The sequence below is a fragment of the Photobacterium lipolyticum genome (assembly GCF_003026475.1).
GTDB classification, from domain to species: domain Bacteria; phylum Pseudomonadota; class Gammaproteobacteria; order Enterobacterales; family Vibrionaceae; genus Photobacterium; species Photobacterium lipolyticum.
This window is the reverse complement of record NZ_PYMC01000004.1, coordinates 53,833-72,241: the sequence shown is the minus strand read 5'-3', so window position 1 is coordinate 72,241 and position 18,409 is coordinate 53,833. Positions and strand designations below refer to the sequence as shown.

The following is an 18,409-nucleotide window of genomic DNA, read 5'->3' as shown; positions in this document are numbered from 1 at the left end:
CATGGCAAGTCCGTTAGCCAAACAACGCCAAGCGATGTTAGCCAAACAGCAAAACCGCTCCTCATTGGTGAGCTCGGTATCTGAAGAACCCAAAAGTCTTCATCTGCTTTTGCATGAGCTCGACAGTGATCTGAAAGTGCTGAAAACCTTTAATCGTATTGAAGACAAGGTGAAACACAAGCGTGAGCAGCTGATCCCTAAATTCAAGCCATACATTGAAGAGTATTTAGCCTCTGGCGAGCAATACGACAACCCGCTATTTGCCCAAATGGTGATCTGGTTGTTCGATGTGGAAGATTTAGAAACTGCCATTGAGTGGTGTCAAAAAGCCATTGATCGTGAACTCGATACACCCGAGCGATTCAAGCGTGACTTTGCCACTTTCTGTGCTGATGAGGTGTTGGCCTGGTCCGAACGCATGGCAGCACAAGGCCAAAGCGTAGAGCCCTACTTTAGCCAGGTATTTTTCAAAGTGCGTGAAGAGTGGCGCATCAATGAAAAGCTCACCGCTAAGTGGTTCAAATTTGCAGGCCTGCATTTACTGCGTGATAGCGATGGGCAACCGCGACCAACCGCTGTGGGTGATCTTCAAATCTTAGAAAGCGCCGTTGCATTGCTAGGTGAAGCTAACGCGCAATATCCGAAGGTTGGCGTTTCTTCAATGATCGATAAAACACTGGCCCGAATTCGAGCGATTAAAGAAAACCGCTTATAGGCTCCTATGCCACCGCGCCTCGGCTGGCGAGGATGAGCAAGTAATTCATTACTCCGCTTAATCCGTCGAACCAGTGGCTAGAGGCGCATCTATTTAATACGTAAAGCGAAAAGGAATCGTGATGAGCCTTGGTGGAAAACTTAAAACAGATGAAACCACGCTAATTGCAGGTAACGGCTGGCCTGAACTGTCTACCGGTGAATTCCGTCAGCTTCGTCGCATTCCGACCACGTTTGATAATGCATCGATGGCATTGGCGATCCGTATCGCAGCGAATGCGGTTCAAAACCAGTTATTAACCCTGCTTGATGCCGATGGCAATCCGCCAACATTAGATGAAACCCAAACAGCGATTTATCAACGTGCGGTCTATGGTCGTGCTCATGCTGATTTGCTGATGGAGTTTGCCACCCAGGACCGCCGAAAAGAAGCCAATAATGCGGCAACCGACGACATTGACCAACAAGACCGTTTCTTATCCCAAAGTTCACGCGATATTCGCCAACTTTTAGGATTTGGTCGTGCATCAATTGGGGTGATCTGATGGTGACTGAACCCTATACCAAGACCAAGTTAGAGCATCTTACTGAATACATAGTTTCTCACCTGAGAAGCAATGTGCTCGATAACAAAATCGATTCGTGGCAAGAGAACGGCTCAATCGTGCCAGATGGTGAAGACAAGGGAAATGGCGGTCATGTCGCTTGTCACTGGAAATACAACGCGGTGATCTCGGTAGAGGAATTCCCTCACCAGTTACTGGACCCGCGCAACTTGTTCGCTTTGGTGGCGTGTTGGTTACATGACCACGATATAGACCGCAATGAAGACGAGCTAGACGATCCATCTTTATCCGTGGATGTGATCAGCCATGAGGCTGCAGATGTGTCGATTGAATTAGAGCTAATCGAACCGATTGAAATGATCCCTGACCCAGAAGGAATGATTACCTGGCGCGGGGAAACTTATCGGGTGCAGGCGGTACCGATTGATACTGCCGAAGAGGCGGAGCTGGTTAATGAAACCGCAAATTAAGGTCAACAAACGTGACCAGCTCAACATGCAAGAAAAGCTTGCCATGTTGGCCCTGCCACCAAAGAAACGGTTTTGGATATTAAAAACCCTTGGCCGTTGGGAAAAAGCCAATACACGCAAGCGTATTCAGCAGCAAAAAGACATTCACAGCAGGGCGCTGGAAGGTCGGAAAGGTAAGAAGCGCGGCAAGGTCATGCGTCGTATGGCGAAGGGGTTAGAGCCCTATGTAAGAAATTCCAACACGTTAGACCTAACGTGGAGTAACAAACTCACCGCCAAAATTGCAGCAAGGCACCACATTGGGCAAGCCCAAAAAGTGACTGCTCGCGAGATGCAAAAGAAATATGGAACGCCTGACCCAAAAGAGCCTTGCACTAAGTCCCAAGCACGAAAGCTGAGAGAGCTTGGGCTTGAAGTAAAAAGGAAAAAAGGGAAGGGAACAAAGAAGCCGAGCCTCAAATGGATCATGGAAAACATCAACAAAGGTAAGGCTGGTTTGATGATTCGAATCATGAAGGGCGAACCGTCAAAGAACGCTTGGGATATTCCCTTAGCAGAGCGCCAGATTTTAGGCAGCAACGACCGTGAAGTAACCCGCCAACTCATAAAAATCATTGAGCAGGCCAAGACGCGAACATAAGCGAGGAAATAATCAATGGCAACCGGAAAGGTAGAGGTAAATAACCTCAATTTAGGGCAAGGCGGGGTTCCAGAAATCGAACGCCATTTGCTCTATATCGGGCGCACCGATAAAGCCGAACTGCAAGGCAAAGTCACGCGCATCAATAACATGACCAACTTAGATGAAGTGGTTGCCGATGATGCGCTAGGCGCGAACGTCAAAGCCGCGCAGCTCAATGGCAAACAAAACTGGACGGGTGCCATCTTCGGCTTGGCTGCAGATGCTACTTGGCAAGAAGCGGTAGATATTGCCAACCAAACTGACTCGTTTGAAGGCATTTGTATTGTAGACATCAGCACAGACAAAGCTGAGTTCACTGCAATGCAAGCCAAAGCCACCGAGCTAACCAGTAAGCTTGGGCGTTGGGTGTTCTTCCTTGCAGCTTGTCCGGGTATCAGCGTGTCGGCTGAACCTGAAGCCCTGAACCAAACCTGGTCTGAATACGAAGCCATGATGCTGAGCCTGGTGAAAGATGTCGCGGCAAACATGGTCGTACCGGTTCCCCAGCTTAATGGCAACAACGTGGGTGTACTTGGTGGCCGACTTTGTGATCGGGCGGTAACGGTAGCTGATACGCCAATGCGTGTGGCAACAGGCAGTGCGTTAGGCCTTGGCGAAATGCCAGTCGATAGCGCAGGAAAGCCACTCGAAATGAGCACTATCACAGTATTGGCCGATGCCCGTCATTCGGTGCCGCAGTGGTATGCCGATTTTGAAGGTGTGTATTGGTCTGATGCGACCACGCTAGAAACCAAGGGTGGTGATTATCAATACCTTGAATATGTTCGCCCGGTTCACAAGCTAAATCGCCGTGTTCGTGTTAAAGCGCTTCGCCGAATTGGTGACCGGATCCTGAACACCACGCCTCCTAGCATTGAGCTAAACCGCTCATATTTCCGCAAAGACATGAAGATCATGTCGAAAACCACGGAAATTGGCGGCATTACCTTCCCTGGTGAAATTATGTCACCGCGCGATGAAGATGTGACCATTCAATGGATAACCAAAACCAAGGTAGTGATCGGGCTAATGGTTCAGCCACATAACTGCCCGAAACATATCGGGGTCAACATTGCGCTAGACCTTTCTAACCCAGCCGATGCGGAGGGCTAATTTATGAGCATGCGTATTTCTGGCAAGAACATGCACTTTTCAATGGGCGACTACAAGCTGAAGGCTCAGAAAGTCACCCTTTCAATTACGGATAACTCTGCTGTCAATAAAACATCGGGTGTACCAGATGGTTGGGTTGATGGCGATGTGGAAGCCAGTGGTGAAATGGAACTGACTACCGCGCAATTTAACCAATTGAGCAAGGCAGCAAAACAAGCCGGTTCGTGGCGTGGTATGCCGGAATTTGATGCGCTGTTCTACGGCAAAATCGATAAAGACGAGCTGAAGATTGAAGCCTTTGGTTGCCGAATCAAAATCTCAGATTTGCTTGATGCGGATTCTAATGGCGGCAGTGCTCTGGTTCATAAACTGCCTTTTGAAGTAACAAGCCCGGACTTTGTGAACATCAACGGAACGCCATACCTGCGCCCAGATGAAACCGAAGACTTGGTGCAATAAGGGGGCTTGATGACTGATGTTATCGACCAAGGCTGCCGTTTCGAAGCCCAATTCACTGAAATGGCGATTGCCAACCAACGGGCAAGGGCCCACCGAGCTGAACAATGGGAAAGCGCACAGGAATGCGGCGAATGTGGCGACCCGATACCCGAAGAACGCCGCCAAAAAGTACCAGGGTGTCAACACTGCACCCAGTGCCAAAGCGACATGGAGCGAATGAAGCGATGAAACTAGGAAAGCTCTTTGTAGAGCATGTGATTAAGCCTGTTCTTGACCATTTAGATATGGCGACAGGTGGACACGGCAAGATGAACACGCAAGCCGCTATCAATCTAATTTTGATGATTGTGGCTCATGAGTCTGGAAAATTGACCTATTCAAAACAGGTTCGTGGCCCTGCTCTTGGATTTACCCAAATGGAACCGGCTACTTTCGGGTGGTTGATTGAATGGCTAGGTAAAACGCGACCTCACCTGTTGGATGCTTTATCTATGTTTGCACCAATTAGCGCAGAGCCCATTGGTAAAAACGATGCCGATTATATGGTGATTTCGCCCCAGTTCGCGGTGGCTACCGCTCGGTTGAACTTGATTCGATTCCCAGAAGCACTGCCAAAAGCAGATGATCTCGAAGGGTTAGCGCGGTACGCCAAAAAGTATTGGAACACTCACGCAGGTAAAGCCACCGAGGCGGATTACCTAAATGCTTACAAATTCATGGTTGGAGATGAGACATGAGCTTTTTAACTGGAATTATCGGCAAGACATTATGGGAAGTATTGAAAGGCCTGTTCTTTCAAATCGGTTGGAAAATTATTCTTGAGCGTTTTGCATCTCGCGCTGTGGTGTGGGGATTGGAAACCCTCAAAGGCTTAACCACCAATGATGTTGTTCAAGAAACCGTTGATGATGTGGTCTCGTCACTTCAAGGCAAGCGATTGAAGGAAATCCCACAGAAGGAATAGCTATGGATCCAAGTTGGCTAAACGCTTTAGTGGCTCTGGCAACATTTCTTAGCTTGTTAGTCAGTGCCCTGATTGGCTACTTATTCAAATTGTCCAAAGAGCTTTCGGACTACAAAACTCATGTGGCGCAGTATTACGCCACCAAAGATGAAGTTAAAGACCTGGCTGAGCGTGTAGAGCGCCAGATTGAAACGGGCTTTAGCAGAATGATTGAAATGCTTAAACAGAGAGATGCAGCATGACAAAAGCAATTGTTTTAACCATTGGCGAAGTAGAACTTGAATTCAACCCAACGCCAGCCGAATACGACGAAGCGCAAAACACCATTATGCAAGGCGATATAAGTAGTGCGTCTCACAACTTCTTGATGAGCTGTGTCAGCGAAGGTTCAAAAGACGCACTTCGCGACATCACCAAAGCGAACGCAGGCGCAGCCACGCAGATTTATGGCGCAGTTCTTAAAGAGTACACACCTAAGCTTTCTATCTCAGTAAAAAAATAGATGGGCTTGTCGCTGCCATTGACAGCAGCGATAGGCAACAAATGTATGCGTGGCGGCGAAAGTGGCTACCCAATGAACCGGATACTGATCAGAACCTTGCTTACGCGATTTGGTTAGAGAAAAAACATTGGGAAAACATGCAAGCCGTCACCGCGTGCGGCGTAGCCAAGGCTTTCGGTGGATAAGCTAACTAACCCATAGAGAATTGTTGATGTTACCAGAAGCACTCAGATTTCAAATTGGATTGATTGACCAGATTTCAAAACCTCTGGGTAATATTCAACGTCATTTGAATGATGTCACCAACGCCTATCGTCAAGGTACTCATACCATGATGGCAGGTGCGGCAGGCATGGTGGGTGCAGGTTTCGCATTACAACAAGCCTTGATGCCAGCGATTGAAATGGACCGAAAGCTAGGTGAAGTGAAATCACTTGGCGTTGCCGACGACCAGTTGAAAACCCTTGCCCAAACAGCAATGAAGTTTTCGGTTGAATATGGAAAATCGGCCACTGATTTTGTGGCTGCTTCTTATGATATTCAGTCTGCTATTTCTGGCTTAGGAGGCAATGAGCTTTCAGAGTTTACCCGCGCTTCGGGTGTGCTTGCAGCAGCGACCAAAGCGGATACGTCAACCATTACCAATTACGTCGGCACCATGTATGGCATTTTCCAAAACTCAGCGAACGAAATGGGCAAGGCGGATTGGGTAAATGTGTTGGGTGGTCAAACTGCGAAAGCGGTTCAGATGTTTAAGACTACGGGTGATGGAATGTCATCGGCATTTACTTCGGTAGGTGCTGCGGCAACCTCTGTCGGTGTGGGCATGACTGAGCAAATGGCGATTCTGGGTACGTTGCAATCCACCATGAGTGGCAGTGAAGCGGGTACCAAATATCGCGCGTTCTTAGCGGGTACTGCCAAAGCGCAAGAAGCCTTGAACATGCAGTTCACAAACGCCCAAGGGCAGATGCTGCCAATGGTCGACATCCTGAATCAAATCAAAGGCCGTTATGGTGACACGATTTCTGTGGCTGAATCGGCAGAGTTGAGCAAAGCCTTCGGTACCCAAGAAGCAACGGCCATGATCCAGTTGTTGATGCAAAACACTGATGGGCTTGCCAGTTCAATTAATGAACTTGGCAAAGTGAATGGACTCGATGTTGCAGAACAAATGGCAGGTTCAATGACCGACCAATGGGAACGACTCGAACAAGGCGTGTTTGCTGTTCGAACCGCCTTTGGTGCGGCGTTACTGCCTTCTCTCTTACCTGTAATTTCAAGCTTGGCCGATGGTGGAATAGAGATAATTAAGTGGACAGAGATGTTCCCGAATCTAACCAAATACATTGGCTTTGCTGGCATGGCAATTTTAGGCGCGGCAGCAGCAGGGGGCGCATTTACCTTGATGATGGGCGTTGGTAAGCAAGCAATGGCGACTTACATGCTCACCATGAAGATGTTCACAGGTGTGAACTTATTATTGACCAAAGGTATGGCGGGGCTACGTGTTGTGATGCTTGCCGCCAATATTGCGATAGCGGCTAACCCAATCATTTTGATCGTGGGCGCAGTGATTGCCGCAATAGCAGCCGTCAGTGCACTGATTTATTACTGGGATGATCTGAAAGCCTCGTTTGGTGACATCACTTGGTTTCAGGCTCTAACTCTGCTTTCAGCTCCAATTCGCATGTTGTTTGAAGTGATTCGTGGTGGTTGGCAGTGGGTAATGAGTGGGTTTTCAGATACCAGCGGCTTTAGTGGCTTGTTTGCCATTGTCGATGAGGTGACGGCGGTATTCGCTAACCTATTCGGTTGGATAAGCGATGGCTTTGGGAGTGTTCTTGAAACCGTGAGAGGTGTTGCAGATTGGCTACCAGGTTTCGGCGGTGATGATGAATTTATTCAAGTGAAATCCAAGTCAGTCCAAAGCGCAAAACCTTACGCACAAATTCAGCCAGGTGGCGCGGCCAAGAGCATCGCCAACTATCAAACCAGTTCAACCAATTACGGCGGCGTGGCGATTTATCCAACCTACATGAGCAGCCCGCAAGACATGGCGAGTGAATTAGAAATGGCGGCAGGCTGATGGCGGATTATAAGTATCAGGATTTGCTGATCGAAAAGGGTGATGTGGTGCTCGATGCAGGCCGCAACCCAGTATTGATTCAAGACCGAGCCGTGATCGCCCAAGACATAAAACACGCCATCATTGAAAGCAATTTGGCGGTTGAGCTTATCGCAGAACGCAGTCCATCAAAGAAAGCGGATATTCGCACCAAGTTGGAACTGTTGGTTGAAGAAGACGTTCGTTTGGTACCTGGCACAGTGCGATTAGAAGAACCAACAGAAGGCACGATTTATGTTTTCGCCACGACTGCAGACTTTGGCGATGTAACGACGGAGATAACCAATGTCTGATATTCCTAAGCCAGATTACGTCGAGCTGGTAAAGCAATCCGGTATTCCTACCGATACAGCCAGTTGGAAAAAAGTGCTGAAAGAGGAGATGGAAAAGGAAGAGTGCATTATCTCTAATGATTCGCCTTTCTCCCCGTTTTGGCGCTTGATTGAATCGGCAGTGGTGAAAGTCACCTTGTGGCTCATCATGACGCTATTGGTGGGCTACGTTCTGCCAAACATGTTTGTGGCAACCGCCGTCGACCAATGGTTAGACCTACTTGCTTGGCAGTGCAAGCTCACTCGCAAGGGCGCAACCAAGGCCAAAGGTATGATCGCCTTTCAGCGTGCGGCGGTGAAAGGCCCGGCATTGGTCATTCCAAAAGACACTTGGATCCAAACCGAACCAATCAACGGCAATATCTACCGTGTGCGGGTGCTTGCTGATACCACATTACCTGAAAACGAAACCATGGTTCCGGTCGATGTCGAGGCAGAAGAAGAGGGTGCGGCTTATAACCTAGGCGAAGGTTACTATCATATTTTGCCTACAGCGTTACCGGGCATTGCTGCAGCCACTAATCCCGCCGAGTGGTTACTCGAAGCCGGGGCCGATAAGGAAAGCAACGATGAACTTCGTTTACGTATCCGCAACCAATGGAGCGCGGTGGCTAAATGGCACATTGATGCGGCTTACCGTTCATTGCTGACAAGTCGCGCAGGCATAAATGATGACAACGTGTATTTCGAGCATAACGCCCCGCGTGGGCCAGGTACCGCGAACGCCTACATTCTGCTTGATACGGGCGAACCATCACCGGAAATGCTGACCGATTTAAACACCTACATTCGCAGCCAGGGGCAACACGGCCATGGTGATGATCTGCAGGTAATGGCGATGCCAGAAACGCAGGCCAATATTGTTTGTCATGTGTGGCCGCTTCGCTCTCTTACGATGGATGAGCGTACCCAGTTAAAAGCTGCGGTTGAAAAGTTCATTGGTGCGGCATTCCGAGAGAACACCGATTATTCGCCAACGGTGACTAATCCGGTATTGCGCTTTAGTTTCTCCAAATTAGGCCAAGAGCTACACGGCCAGTTTGCACAGATTGAATCACTCGAATTCGATAATGCCGACATCATTAACGACCTAACAGTGCCACGCATTCAAACGTTGGAGGTATCCATTGAAAATACCTGAGATAAACCTGCGTTACTGGATGGGTAGAGGCGAGTTAGCAAAATTCGCCCGAGCAATGCGTAATTACTGGGAACATGTGAAAGCCGCATTTGAAATGCCGTTGCAACAGCATGACCCACTGACCGCCCCAATTGCATTGGTCAATATTCTGGCTTGGCAGCGTGGAGTGGAAAAGCTAGGCCAAGAGCCCGAATACCTGTTTCGAATTCGTGTGGCTCATGCTTACGGGTTTTCTCGTGATGCTGGCTCAGTGTCCGGATGGGAGGAGATGTTTGAAAAGCTCGGCTATCCGCACATTGCCCAAGATGAAAGGTTAGTGAACGTCGATTGGGATGTGATCAGCCTAAAAATTCGAGACGGTGACTTAACCAAGGTACCGAAATTATTAGACACGGTGGTTCGCCAGTATGGGCGTACCTGTCGCCGTTATCAATACACCAGTTATGTCGAAATGCCGTTGGCTGTAAAGAACAAGTCTCTAGAGGCAAGTTACGACAATGCACACATCAAAAACAGAATTGCAGTTCATGCATTACCTAAAGTGCAAAACATGGAATGCGAGTACTACAACGCAGTGATTAAAGGTTAATAAACATGGCAAATACTACGGAAACGAAGATTTTAACAGCAGCAGGTAAATCTCTTCTGGCAGATGTAAATGCTCAAGAAGTGCCTTTTAAGCTAGATAAGTTTATCTTCGCGAATATACCTAATCGAGCCGATTTCCCTCAGCCTGATGATGAGATCCCGACAGAACACGTGGTATTTGAAAAGTCAGTAGAAACAAGAGGAAAACTAAGTGCTGACGTGGTTATTTATACAACCACACTAGAAAGTAGCGACGGCCCTTTTGAGTTTAACTGGACAGGTGGTTACAGCTCTGAGCATGGCGTTCTAGTAACTATTGACCACCATGCACTCACACCAAAAACACCCAATGAGCCGGGTATTGTTGGGAATACGTTAGTTCGAAACATCACGCTTGAATATAAAGATGTTGCCGAAATCACCAACATCACGGTTGATGCTAAAAGTTGGCAATACAACGCTAGCGACCGAATGAAAAAGATGGACACCGATACCGCGCAAGCCATCATCGACCAGAACGGTAAAGATTGGTTTATCGCAGACGGCTTCTTAGTCACGCCACAATCTAGCGCATTCAACATCAAAGCGGGTGCCGGCTATGTGTCGGGTAACCGTGTCACACTCGAATTTGATCGCAACGTTCAAGTCTCTAACAAGCCATCATTCATCTACGTAGACGCACACCGCGAAGGCACACCAACAGGTGAACAAGTCACCCTGTTTGATTTTGTGGTGACAGCTGAAGAAAAAGACGATTACACCGATGCCAATGGCATGAAGCACTTTGTTTGTAAGATTGCCCAGGTGTTGGCTGATGGTTCGGTGAGTGATTTAAGGCCGGAGGGTGAAAGTGCGGGAAAAGAGTGGGTAAGTGGTAAGTTAGATATTTGGTCGAACTCTGAGAATCTAAAGTTTAAGTTCAATCCATTGTCTCCAGAACAAATAATACACAGTCTTTTTCGTTCATTTGTTCGTGTGGATTATTTTATTACAGAAGAGATGAATGAAAACAAAGATCATTCGGAAGCAATTAGAACGGCAGTTGCAACGGGGGCTAAGCGCATTATATTTCCACCCATGGAGTTGTTTTATGATGGGAAAAAAATTGCAGCAGGTTCAGATGTTGTTGTTGATGGATGGGGGTGCAAAATAACAGCGATTCCAGGACATTATAAGGAAAGTTATTTTTTCATTGGTAATGATTTTGGTGTTAATTATGACCCAAACTTCGAACGGGATGAAAACTTTACTGTTATAGGTATGGAGTTTAATGGTAACGCTGACAATATATCATTTGATGATGATTGTGGAATGTCAGCATTTTATTTTTATTGTTGCGATAACATAAATGTACAGGCTGTTAATGTTCATGACATACCCAAATCAAATGTGGGTCTTTATCCGGGAATCCTCTACAGATTTTGTAAAGATGCTACTACATTAAACTGTATTACATTGCGAACAGATAGGCAGGGTGTTCTTTATCTGGAATCAACGGGAGAAATATCTGGGGGAACATATCGAGATAGTTATCATCGTGAACCAATACTGGTCACCTCAGAAACACTATCCGAAATTGGTGCTACACCGGTCTATCAGGCGTCAGATGTAAAAGTTCTTGGGGTTACCGCTGAGAACTATAACACCCAGTATGGTACCAGGGTTATTCGTTTCTCTGGTGTGTCAAACGGGCATGTCGGTAATGGCACAATAATGAGAGGGGCGAAAAGAAACGGGTTTGGATCTGACATTGAGGGTCTGTTTATCGCGTACCCGAATGACATACCGATAATTGACAGGACGCATACCGTTAAAATTGATGGTGTGGAGATAGAAGATGTTACACGAGATATAAGAATTCAAAATAAAGGATTTAAACGAGTTACTATAAACAATGTAACAAGTAAAAATGTCACACATGCTTTAAAAAGTGTAGAGGGTTATTTAGATGGCTATTTATCTATTAATAACTATGTAGCTCATGTTGAGGATGAAACCTTAGTTATAACCGATTGTCACTCATTAGAAATTGATAATGTAAAAACCTACGGTGGGAAACAGCACTGGCTGATACAACGTTATGGGAAACTGGATATAGATAACTTTAATATTGAAGACAATCAAGCTTCTGATTATGTGATGTTAGTCATTGATCAAGTTGATGGTGAGGGTATTAATGTTTTTGAAGATATTCCTCTTATCGCTAACGGACGAGGGAAAAATAATATTAATAATAGGATTCGAGTAGATGGCACTGGGCCTCTAGGAGAGAAGCATTGTTATTATTGTACAAATAATCAGTTCGTGAGCTTTGAGGGGGCGAGAATTCCAGTAACTCGTCAAGGATTTCATTACTTTTGGGTTGATGATGATGGGATTTACCGTAAAAAGTCCGGAGTGCCAAAAGCAATCAATGACGGAAGCGCTGTTTAAATGAGAGTGAAATAAAATGCTAACCCTAAACGGCACTCAACTCCCACTAAAGAACCTACGCATTAGCGTTCGTCAACAACTAGCCGGACAGGACATGTCCGGCCAGACCTCGGCTACTGACCAAGCGGAAACAGGTAGCAAAGGTAAAATTCTGACTGTGAAAGGCGTGATCCCTTTTACCAAAAAGCAGCTATTAACCAACTTATTTAGCATGGCGGAAGCACAAGAAAACGATGCTCGTCAAATCTACCGCATTAGCAATAAAACGGCAGAGGCTTTGAAAATTCGTCAGGTGAAATTTCAAGGTGCCGTTCGTGCCGATGAGCAAGATTCTCACAGGCAATGGAGCGTTTCATTTGAACTGGTAGAGCATCTATCGGTACCAGAACGAGTGGAACAACGCCAACCGGATAAACCCGCCGCACAACAAAAAGTACAAGGCGTGAATACACCCGTTGAAGCAGGACAAAGTGACGATGTGCCGCCAGGTACAGAAGTAGAACTAACGGGTGTGATGAAGGTACTCAAAGCTGTCGATAATGCTTTGGCTTAACCGTGAGAAGGCGGTGACGTATGACAACAAACAACAAGTTCCTTTGCCGCGCTTACCTTGGAAAAGACAAAGGCAAGGTGAAAAGCCATCGCATTGTCTTTAGTGAAAACACACCAGGGCGTTGTGAACTCGCGGTTGAAGGGAATCCAGAGCCAAATACCATCATCGCCGTGGACTTAGGTTGGGGCGATGATATTACGCGAGTTTTTCTGGGTTATATCGAGCGAGTTCAACCAGCCGAAAAAGGTTGGTCGAAAGTCTTTTGCCGCGAATTAGCGGCAATACTTTACAAGCCGCTTAACATCATCATGCGTCACCCAACACTGATGCAGCTACTAAGCGAAGTGACCAATAAAACGGGTCTTCAATTTGTGGTACCAGAGAAAGCTTACAGCAAAACCGCTATTCCTTGTTTCTATAGTGATGGTAATGGCTATCGAGTTATCGACGAACTGGCCCAAGCATTCAGCATTGGTGATTTGTTTTGGCAGCAACAAGGCAACGGGCAAATTTATGTAGGCAGTTGGCAGGATTCATTCTGGGCAGATAAGCCCGTCACCATACCAAATGGACTCATGACAAACCACACGGCCAACAAGTCAGTAAAGATACCGGCTATTCCAAGACTCAAGCCTGGTGTTGTTGTGAATGGCCTTCGATTAGTCGGTGTAGAGTTTGAAGGAACGGAGGCAAAGCTAACATGGATGTGAATGTTATTAAGCGCATTATCTTCCGCTTATTCCCAGAGTTCACTGGCCAGTGGCATTTGCCAAGATGGGGCAAGGTTGTCGCATTGCCAGAACTTCCAGAAGAAGGTGATTTGTCTGATCGCTTTTATCCTCACTATGCTGTGGATGTTCAGCTACTCGATGAAAAGGGCATGGAATACGAAGACAAACCACCACTGCAGGCAGTACCGCTTCCGGTTCCTGGTCTTGGTGATCATGCTGGCCGACTAGAACCACCTGCTATTGGTAGCATCGTGGAGTTAGGTTTTATGTTCGGCCAACCCGACAAACCCTTTATACGTTGCGTTCTTCCGCTTGGGTTCAAGTTACCGGCTATCAAAGAAGGCGAAAGCCGCTACCAACAGCGCCAAGGGGTTTATCACCACGTTGATCAAGATGGCAACTTTGAAAGCACCACAGATAAAAACGCTACCTTGAATTGTATCGACAGAGCAGTGAACGCCACAAATTACACCGCCATTATTGAGCAGATGCGAAAGATTGTGGTGAAACAGAGTGAAGAAATTACCATTCTCAAAGATCAGGTTCAGGACATCAAAGGGCAAGTGAATCTTACTGTGGGCAAAGACCTAGCCATCAAAGCCAAGAACATCACAGAAGATGCAGACACCATCAAACTCAATGGTGGCAAAGGGGTCTGTACTGGCGCAAGTATCTGCCCGTTCATGGGCAAGCCACACGTAGATGTATCAACCACCGTATTCGCAGGGAAATAAGATGGCATTAAGCAAAGCGTCACTGAAACAGAAACTGGAAACCGAATTGAAAGCCCAGGGCTTTGTTCTCGATGGTGAGTTCGCGATGGCGGGTAAGATGGCCGAGGCCATTGCCAATGCCGTGGTGGATGAAATAACCCAGAATGGTAAGGCTGATGTGAAGGGTGGAAGTTCAGCAGGGGAACATTCTATAGTCTAATAATTCAAACTGTTAAGAGAGAGAATAAATTCCATCTGTCGCCATTCTGTCGCCACTTTGATTACTTTACATATTCCCTTGCTTGATAAGTGATTGGTAATAAACAAAAAAAGCCCCCTTATAAGGAGGGGGCAATAGTACCATCGCTTTTCTTATTCGTAATACACCTTAACCGAAATCACCATTTACATAACCGCGGGTGCGATCATCGCGTGGGTTACTAAACAGTGCGTTTGTCTCATCATGTTCAACCAGTTCTCCCATCAGGAAGAAAGCGGTACGGTCAGATATGCGTCGTGCTTGTTGCATAGAGTGAGTCACGATAACAATCGTGAAGTCTTTTTTTAGTGACTCCATCAAATCTTCAATTTTCTTGGTCGCAATCGGATCCAATGCAGAAGTTGGTTCATCCATAAGGATAACCTCTGGCTTCATTGCAATGGTACGGGCGATACACAGACGCTGTTGCTGGCCGCCTGACAGGCCGAAAGCATGAGATTTAAGGCGGTCTTTCACTTCATCCCATAATGCTGCACCACGAAGTGATTTTTCGACGACATCATCAAGGGTCTTTTTATCTTTCACCCCTTGAGCGCGCAGGCCATAAGCAACATTTTCATAGATGCTCATCGGGAACGGGTTAGGTTTCTGGAACACCATCCCCACTTTAATTCGTAGCTGAGCCACATCGATGTGGCCATAGACATCTTCGCTATCCATAGTCAGTGAACCGTTGATCTTAACGCCTTCAATCAGGTCGTTCATCCGGTTCAGGCAACGTAATAAGGTCGATTTACCACAGCCTGACGGGCCGATGAGTGCCGTTACCTGACGGTTTGGAATTGGCAGGCAGATCTTTTTAAGTGCCTGGTTTTCACCGTAGTAAAGATCAAGGTTTTCAATGTTAAATTTGTTCATCTTTTTGTCCTCAAAAATCAGTAAGTTGCCGTATTGAAGCGGCTGGCAATCAATTTGGTAATCATGTTAATAACAAGAACAATCACAATCAGAACGGTTGCCGTTGCGTAGGCTTGTTGCCACTCATGAATGGTGTAAAGCTCTTGCGTTAACTTATACAGGTGGACGGTTAATGTACGGCCCGAGTCAAAAACACTCTCGGGAACGCGTGCAACCATACCTGCTGTCATGAATACCGGTGCGGATTCACCAATAACACGACCCACGCTGAGGATGATGGAGGTTACGATACCAGGCATAGCACTTGGCAGAATAAGTCTCCAGATGGTGTAGATTTTTGAGGCACCTAAACCGTAAGAACCTTCACGGTAAGTTTGCGGTACAGACATTAATGCTTCTTCTGTCGTACGAATAATGACGGGAAGGATCAAAATACTCAGGGTCAGAGCCCCCGACAGAATAGAGTAACCAAAGCCCAGTACGACAACGAAGAAGGTCATACCGAACAGGCCGTAGATTATCGACGGGATCCCCGCCAGTGATTCTGTACAAAAACGAACGACTTTGACTAATTTACTGCCTACTTTAGCGTATTCGGTCAGATAGATAGCCGTCATAATGCCAATGGGTGCAGCCACAGAAATGGAGGCGGCAACCATATAAAGTGTCGACACAATCATAGGCCAGATGCCAGATTCTTTGCCAATTGTGGTGTAGTTACTGGAGATAAACGACCAGTCTACATAAGACAGACCGTTACTTAAGATGTACCAGACAACCCAAAGCAGGAAGCCAACAGTGATACCCGCTGATAGCCAAATTACGCTCAGAGAGATTCTATCTTTTAATTGCGTTGATAGAGACATAGTCATTACCTCGCACGCTCACGGTTTAAGTACAGGAGGGCGGCGTTCAATATCATAATAAAGGCAAGCAGAACAATGCCCGTTGCGTATAGCGCGCTTGCATGAATGCCTGTTGCATAAGACATTTCAATGGCAATGTTCGCGGTCAGGGTGCGCGCAGAATCAAGCAGCCCTTCAGGCATGGCAGGGGAGTTACCCATTACCATGATGATGGCCATGGTTTCACCCAGTGCGCGTGCAATGCCCAGAATAACGCCAGTCATAATGCCTGAGCGAGCAGCCGGAAGCAGGAGCTTAAAGATGGTGAACATGTGTGATGCGCCTAGCGCGAAAGAGCCTTCTTTATAGGTACGAGGAACGGCACGAATCGACGTTTCAGATACCGTAATAACGGTAGGCAGGATCATCACCGCAAGAACGATAATACCAGCCAGAACCGTGTTACCGGCTGGTATATTAAAGATCTCCTGAACTAGCGGAACAATGATAACCAGACCGAAGAAACCGTAAACAACCGAAGGAATACCCGCGAGTAACTCGATCATTGGACGAATAAGATTTGCTAAGCGTTTGGGGGCGACTTCGGCGATAAAAATAGCGGTTAACACCCCAACAGGTACGCCCAGAATAACCGCGCCAGCGGTAGAAACTAAAGACGCGACGATCATTGGTGCGATACCAAATAATGCCGGTGGCAACCAGTCAGACCCTAAAACGATACCTGTAATTCCAGCATGCTGGAATGCAGCGAAACCTTCTCGGAAAATAAAATAACCAATGGTTATTAAAGACAAAATGCCAAGCGCGGCACTTAGCATGAAAAGATTTTTGAAGAACAGTTCACGCCAGTCAATCACTTTTTTTGATTTCAGTGATGAGCCTTTTGCTGTCTTCTCTATGTTATTTGCGATGGTCATATGTAACTCCAAAAACCAACAACGTCGACTCGTTCATCTCGTATCTATCGAACGAACAACTGCTGGTTAAGCAGCTGTGAAAATGTAAATCGTTGTGGCAAAAAATAACGCTCAGCCTTTAGCCGAGCGTTACTAAAGTGACTTAATTAATTGCGATGTAACCTTTAGCTGCAACCAGTTTTTGAGCTTCGTCAGACAAAGTCCAGTCCATGAAGGTCTTAGTGGTCGGGTTAATTCTGCTTGCCTGATACAGAACAAGGAAAGGTCGCTGGACCTGATACTCACCAGACTTAATGTTTTCAACTGATGGTTTGCGGCCGTCGATAGCTACTGCTTTTAGTGAGTTATCAACAGTCCCCAGAGAAATGTAACCGATAGCAAACGGGTTATTAGCAACGGTTGTTTTGAGCTGTCCGTTACCACTTGCAACCTGGGCGCGCTGAGAAATAGCGGAAACTTTAATGTCGTTAATTTTCTTTTTGAGTGACATGATATCTTCGAAAGCGCCACGGGTACCGGATGCGGTATCACGTGTCACGACGACGATCGGTTTATCTTCGCCACCCACTTGTTTCCAGTTGGTGATTTCACCTTTATAGATTTTAGTAACGTCTTCTTTGGAAAGATCGTTAACCGGGTTGTTGTTGTGCACAACAACGGCAATGCCGTCACGGGCCACAACCACTTCTATCAAATCCTCTGACTTCTCAGAGTCTTTAAGGTTACGAGAACTCATACCGAGATCCGCTGAACCGTCTTTGGCAGCACGAATACCAGCAGAAGAGCCCGGACCCTGAACTTCAACGAAAACATTTGAGTTTGTATTGCTATAAGTTTCACCAAACACTTCCATCAATGGTGTAACTGAACTTGAACCGACAACAGAGATAGTCTCGTTTGCAACTGCCGCTGTATTGAAAGCCATTGAACCTGCAAGAGCTAGTGCACCGATAATCTTTGTTTTCATTTTCCTAATCCTTTACATGCTGGCGATATTGCCAATAGGTTTGAATGAACGAAGGTAAGGTTAGGTTAGTTTTATGACAATTATGTTTCAGAACGTTGAATCCTGCATGACAGCGGTAACTAATGCTTAATGGAATGAGATCTAGTTAGGAATAATGCATCACGATTCAATCGATTGTGCTTGCGTATGCGCGAAAGTGGGTGATACAGGGTCAAAGATATGACGCGGCTGGTACTGTCTATGCCCTGAAATTGAGTGATATTTGCTGTTTTTTTTGAGGTTTATTATCAAGCTGTTTGATTATTGAGGCCGCTAGATGATGGGAGGTCAAATATTTGACGTCGCGATTGCTGCTAACCTCATGAAATACAGTGATATTTGTTGTTATTTTTATGGCCGAAATCTATCATTTAATAATATTTATTGTCATAC

At 46.4% G+C, this 18,409-nt stretch carries 25 protein-coding genes; 21 read left to right on the top strand and 4 right to left on the bottom strand.

The window, feature by feature from the left end; translation table 11 throughout:
- The first annotated feature begins 1 nt into the window (after position 1).
- The 21 genes from gpM (at position 2) to C9I89_RS07710 (ending at position 14,309) form a co-directional block, all read left to right on the top strand.
- Entirely contained in the window at positions 2–715 is a 714-nt protein-coding gene (gene gpM / locus C9I89_RS07805) for a phage terminase small subunit (RefSeq protein WP_107282797.1), read from the top strand.
- Between the two features lie 121 nt (positions 716–836).
- Entirely contained in the window at positions 837–1,259 is a 423-nt protein-coding gene (locus C9I89_RS07800) for a head completion/stabilization protein (RefSeq protein WP_107282796.1), read from the top strand.
- Complete coding sequence (locus C9I89_RS07795; protein WP_107282795.1) at positions 1,259–1,750, top strand: phage tail protein; 492 nt, start codon at positions 1,259–1,261, stop codon at positions 1,748–1,750. The genes C9I89_RS07800 and C9I89_RS07795 overlap by 1 nt, the downstream gene beginning before the upstream one ends.
- Entirely contained in the window at positions 1,734–2,390 is a 657-nt protein-coding gene (locus tag C9I89_RS07790) for a virion morphogenesis protein (RefSeq protein WP_107282794.1), read from the top strand. The genes C9I89_RS07795 and C9I89_RS07790 overlap by 17 nt, the downstream gene beginning before the upstream one ends.
- A 15-nt stretch (positions 2,391–2,405) precedes the next feature.
- Positions 2,406–3,545, top strand: a complete 1,140-nt coding sequence (locus C9I89_RS07785; RefSeq protein ID WP_107282793.1) for a DUF2586 domain-containing protein — start codon at positions 2,406–2,408, stop codon at positions 3,543–3,545.
- Between the two features lie 3 nt (positions 3,546–3,548).
- On the top strand, positions 3,549–4,004 hold the full coding sequence (locus tag C9I89_RS07780; RefSeq protein ID WP_107282792.1) for a phage protein: 456 nt from the start codon (positions 3,549–3,551) through the stop codon (positions 4,002–4,004).
- Between the two features lie 9 nt (positions 4,005–4,013).
- Entirely contained in the window at positions 4,014–4,232 is a 219-nt protein-coding gene (locus C9I89_RS07775) for a TraR/DksA C4-type zinc finger protein (protein ID WP_107282791.1), read from the top strand.
- A complete protein-coding gene (locus C9I89_RS07770) occupies positions 4,229–4,741 on the top strand; it encodes a hypothetical protein (protein WP_107282790.1) in 513 nt (170 codons plus the stop codon). Before C9I89_RS07775 ends, C9I89_RS07770 begins: the two co-directional genes overlap by 4 nt.
- Positions 4,738–4,968: a hypothetical protein gene (locus C9I89_RS07765; RefSeq protein WP_107282789.1), complete on the top strand. Its 231-nt coding sequence runs from the start codon at positions 4,738–4,740 to the stop codon at positions 4,966–4,968. Before C9I89_RS07770 ends, C9I89_RS07765 begins: the two co-directional genes overlap by 4 nt.
- A 2-nt stretch (positions 4,969–4,970) precedes the next feature.
- Complete coding sequence (locus tag C9I89_RS07760; RefSeq protein ID WP_107282788.1) at positions 4,971–5,210, top strand: hypothetical protein; 240 nt, start codon at positions 4,971–4,973, stop codon at positions 5,208–5,210.
- Positions 5,207–5,470: a putative phage tail assembly chaperone gene (locus C9I89_RS07755; RefSeq protein ID WP_107282787.1), complete on the top strand. Its 264-nt coding sequence runs from the start codon at positions 5,207–5,209 to the stop codon at positions 5,468–5,470. The genes C9I89_RS07760 and C9I89_RS07755 overlap by 4 nt, the downstream gene beginning before the upstream one ends.
- Positions 5,471–5,511: 41 nt before the next feature.
- Positions 5,512–5,655 carry a DUF6890 family protein gene (locus tag C9I89_RS22480; RefSeq protein WP_170107657.1) on the top strand — a complete coding sequence of 48 codons (144 nt, stop codon included), beginning with the start codon at positions 5,512–5,514 and terminating at the stop codon, positions 5,653–5,655.
- Between the two features lie 26 nt (positions 5,656–5,681).
- Positions 5,682–7,559 (top strand): phage tail tape measure protein, encoded by a 1,878-nt coding sequence (locus tag C9I89_RS07750; protein ID WP_107282786.1) that lies wholly within the window; start codon positions 5,682–5,684, stop codon positions 7,557–7,559.
- Positions 7,559–7,891: a DUF2590 family protein gene (locus C9I89_RS07745; protein ID WP_107282785.1), complete on the top strand. Its 333-nt coding sequence runs from the start codon at positions 7,559–7,561 to the stop codon at positions 7,889–7,891. Before C9I89_RS07750 ends, C9I89_RS07745 begins: the two co-directional genes overlap by 1 nt.
- Positions 7,884–9,071: a baseplate J/gp47 family protein gene (locus tag C9I89_RS07740; RefSeq protein WP_107282784.1), complete on the top strand. Its 1,188-nt coding sequence runs from the start codon at positions 7,884–7,886 to the stop codon at positions 9,069–9,071. The genes C9I89_RS07745 and C9I89_RS07740 overlap by 8 nt, the downstream gene beginning before the upstream one ends.
- Entirely contained in the window at positions 9,058–9,660 is a 603-nt protein-coding gene (locus C9I89_RS07735; RefSeq protein ID WP_107282783.1) for a phage tail protein, read from the top strand. Before C9I89_RS07740 ends, C9I89_RS07735 begins: the two co-directional genes overlap by 14 nt.
- A gap of 5 nt (positions 9,661–9,665) precedes the next feature.
- The gene (locus C9I89_RS07730) at positions 9,666–12,092 is read left to right on the top strand and encodes a phage tail-collar fiber domain-containing protein (RefSeq protein WP_107282782.1); all 2,427 of its coding nucleotides are present in this window, start codon (positions 9,666–9,668) and stop codon (positions 12,090–12,092) included.
- 16 nt (positions 12,093–12,108) lie between these two features.
- Entirely contained in the window at positions 12,109–12,645 is a 537-nt protein-coding gene (locus C9I89_RS07725; RefSeq protein ID WP_062859697.1) for a baseplate complex protein, read from the top strand.
- Between the two features lie 20 nt (positions 12,646–12,665).
- The gene (locus C9I89_RS07720) at positions 12,666–13,355 is read left to right on the top strand and encodes a hypothetical protein (RefSeq protein WP_107282781.1); all 690 of its coding nucleotides are present in this window, start codon (positions 12,666–12,668) and stop codon (positions 13,353–13,355) included.
- The gene (locus C9I89_RS07715; protein WP_107282780.1) at positions 13,346–14,110 is read left to right on the top strand and encodes a hypothetical protein; all 765 of its coding nucleotides are present in this window, start codon (positions 13,346–13,348) and stop codon (positions 14,108–14,110) included. The genes C9I89_RS07720 and C9I89_RS07715 overlap by 10 nt, the downstream gene beginning before the upstream one ends.
- A 1-nt stretch (position 14,111) precedes the next feature.
- A complete protein-coding gene (locus C9I89_RS07710; protein ID WP_107282779.1) occupies positions 14,112–14,309 on the top strand; it encodes a hypothetical protein in 198 nt (65 codons plus the stop codon).
- A 168-nt stretch (positions 14,310–14,477) separates the two neighbouring features.
- Here the strand turns inward: C9I89_RS07710 and pstB are convergent, their stop codons facing one another.
- The 4 genes from pstB to C9I89_RS07690 all read right to left on the bottom strand — a co-directional run bounded on the left by pstB (position 14,478) and on the right by C9I89_RS07690 (position 17,977).
- Entirely contained in the window at positions 14,478–15,227 is a 750-nt protein-coding gene (pstB, locus tag C9I89_RS07705; protein WP_107282778.1) for a phosphate ABC transporter ATP-binding protein PstB, read from the bottom strand.
- A 17-nt stretch (positions 15,228–15,244) separates the two neighbouring features.
- Positions 15,245–16,099, bottom strand: coding sequence for a phosphate ABC transporter permease PstA (gene pstA, locus C9I89_RS07700; protein ID WP_107282777.1), 855 nt, complete (start codon positions 16,097–16,099; stop codon positions 15,245–15,247).
- Entirely contained in the window at positions 16,099–17,010 is a 912-nt protein-coding gene (pstC, locus tag C9I89_RS07695) for a phosphate ABC transporter permease subunit PstC (RefSeq protein WP_107282776.1), read from the bottom strand. The genes pstA and pstC overlap by 1 nt, the downstream gene beginning before the upstream one ends.
- Before the next feature lie 142 nt (positions 17,011–17,152).
- Positions 17,153–17,977 carry a phosphate ABC transporter substrate-binding protein gene (locus C9I89_RS07690; RefSeq protein ID WP_107282775.1) on the bottom strand — a complete coding sequence of 275 codons (825 nt, stop codon included), beginning with the start codon at positions 17,975–17,977 and terminating at the stop codon, positions 17,153–17,155.
- Between the last annotated feature and the right edge of the window lie 432 nt (positions 17,978–18,409).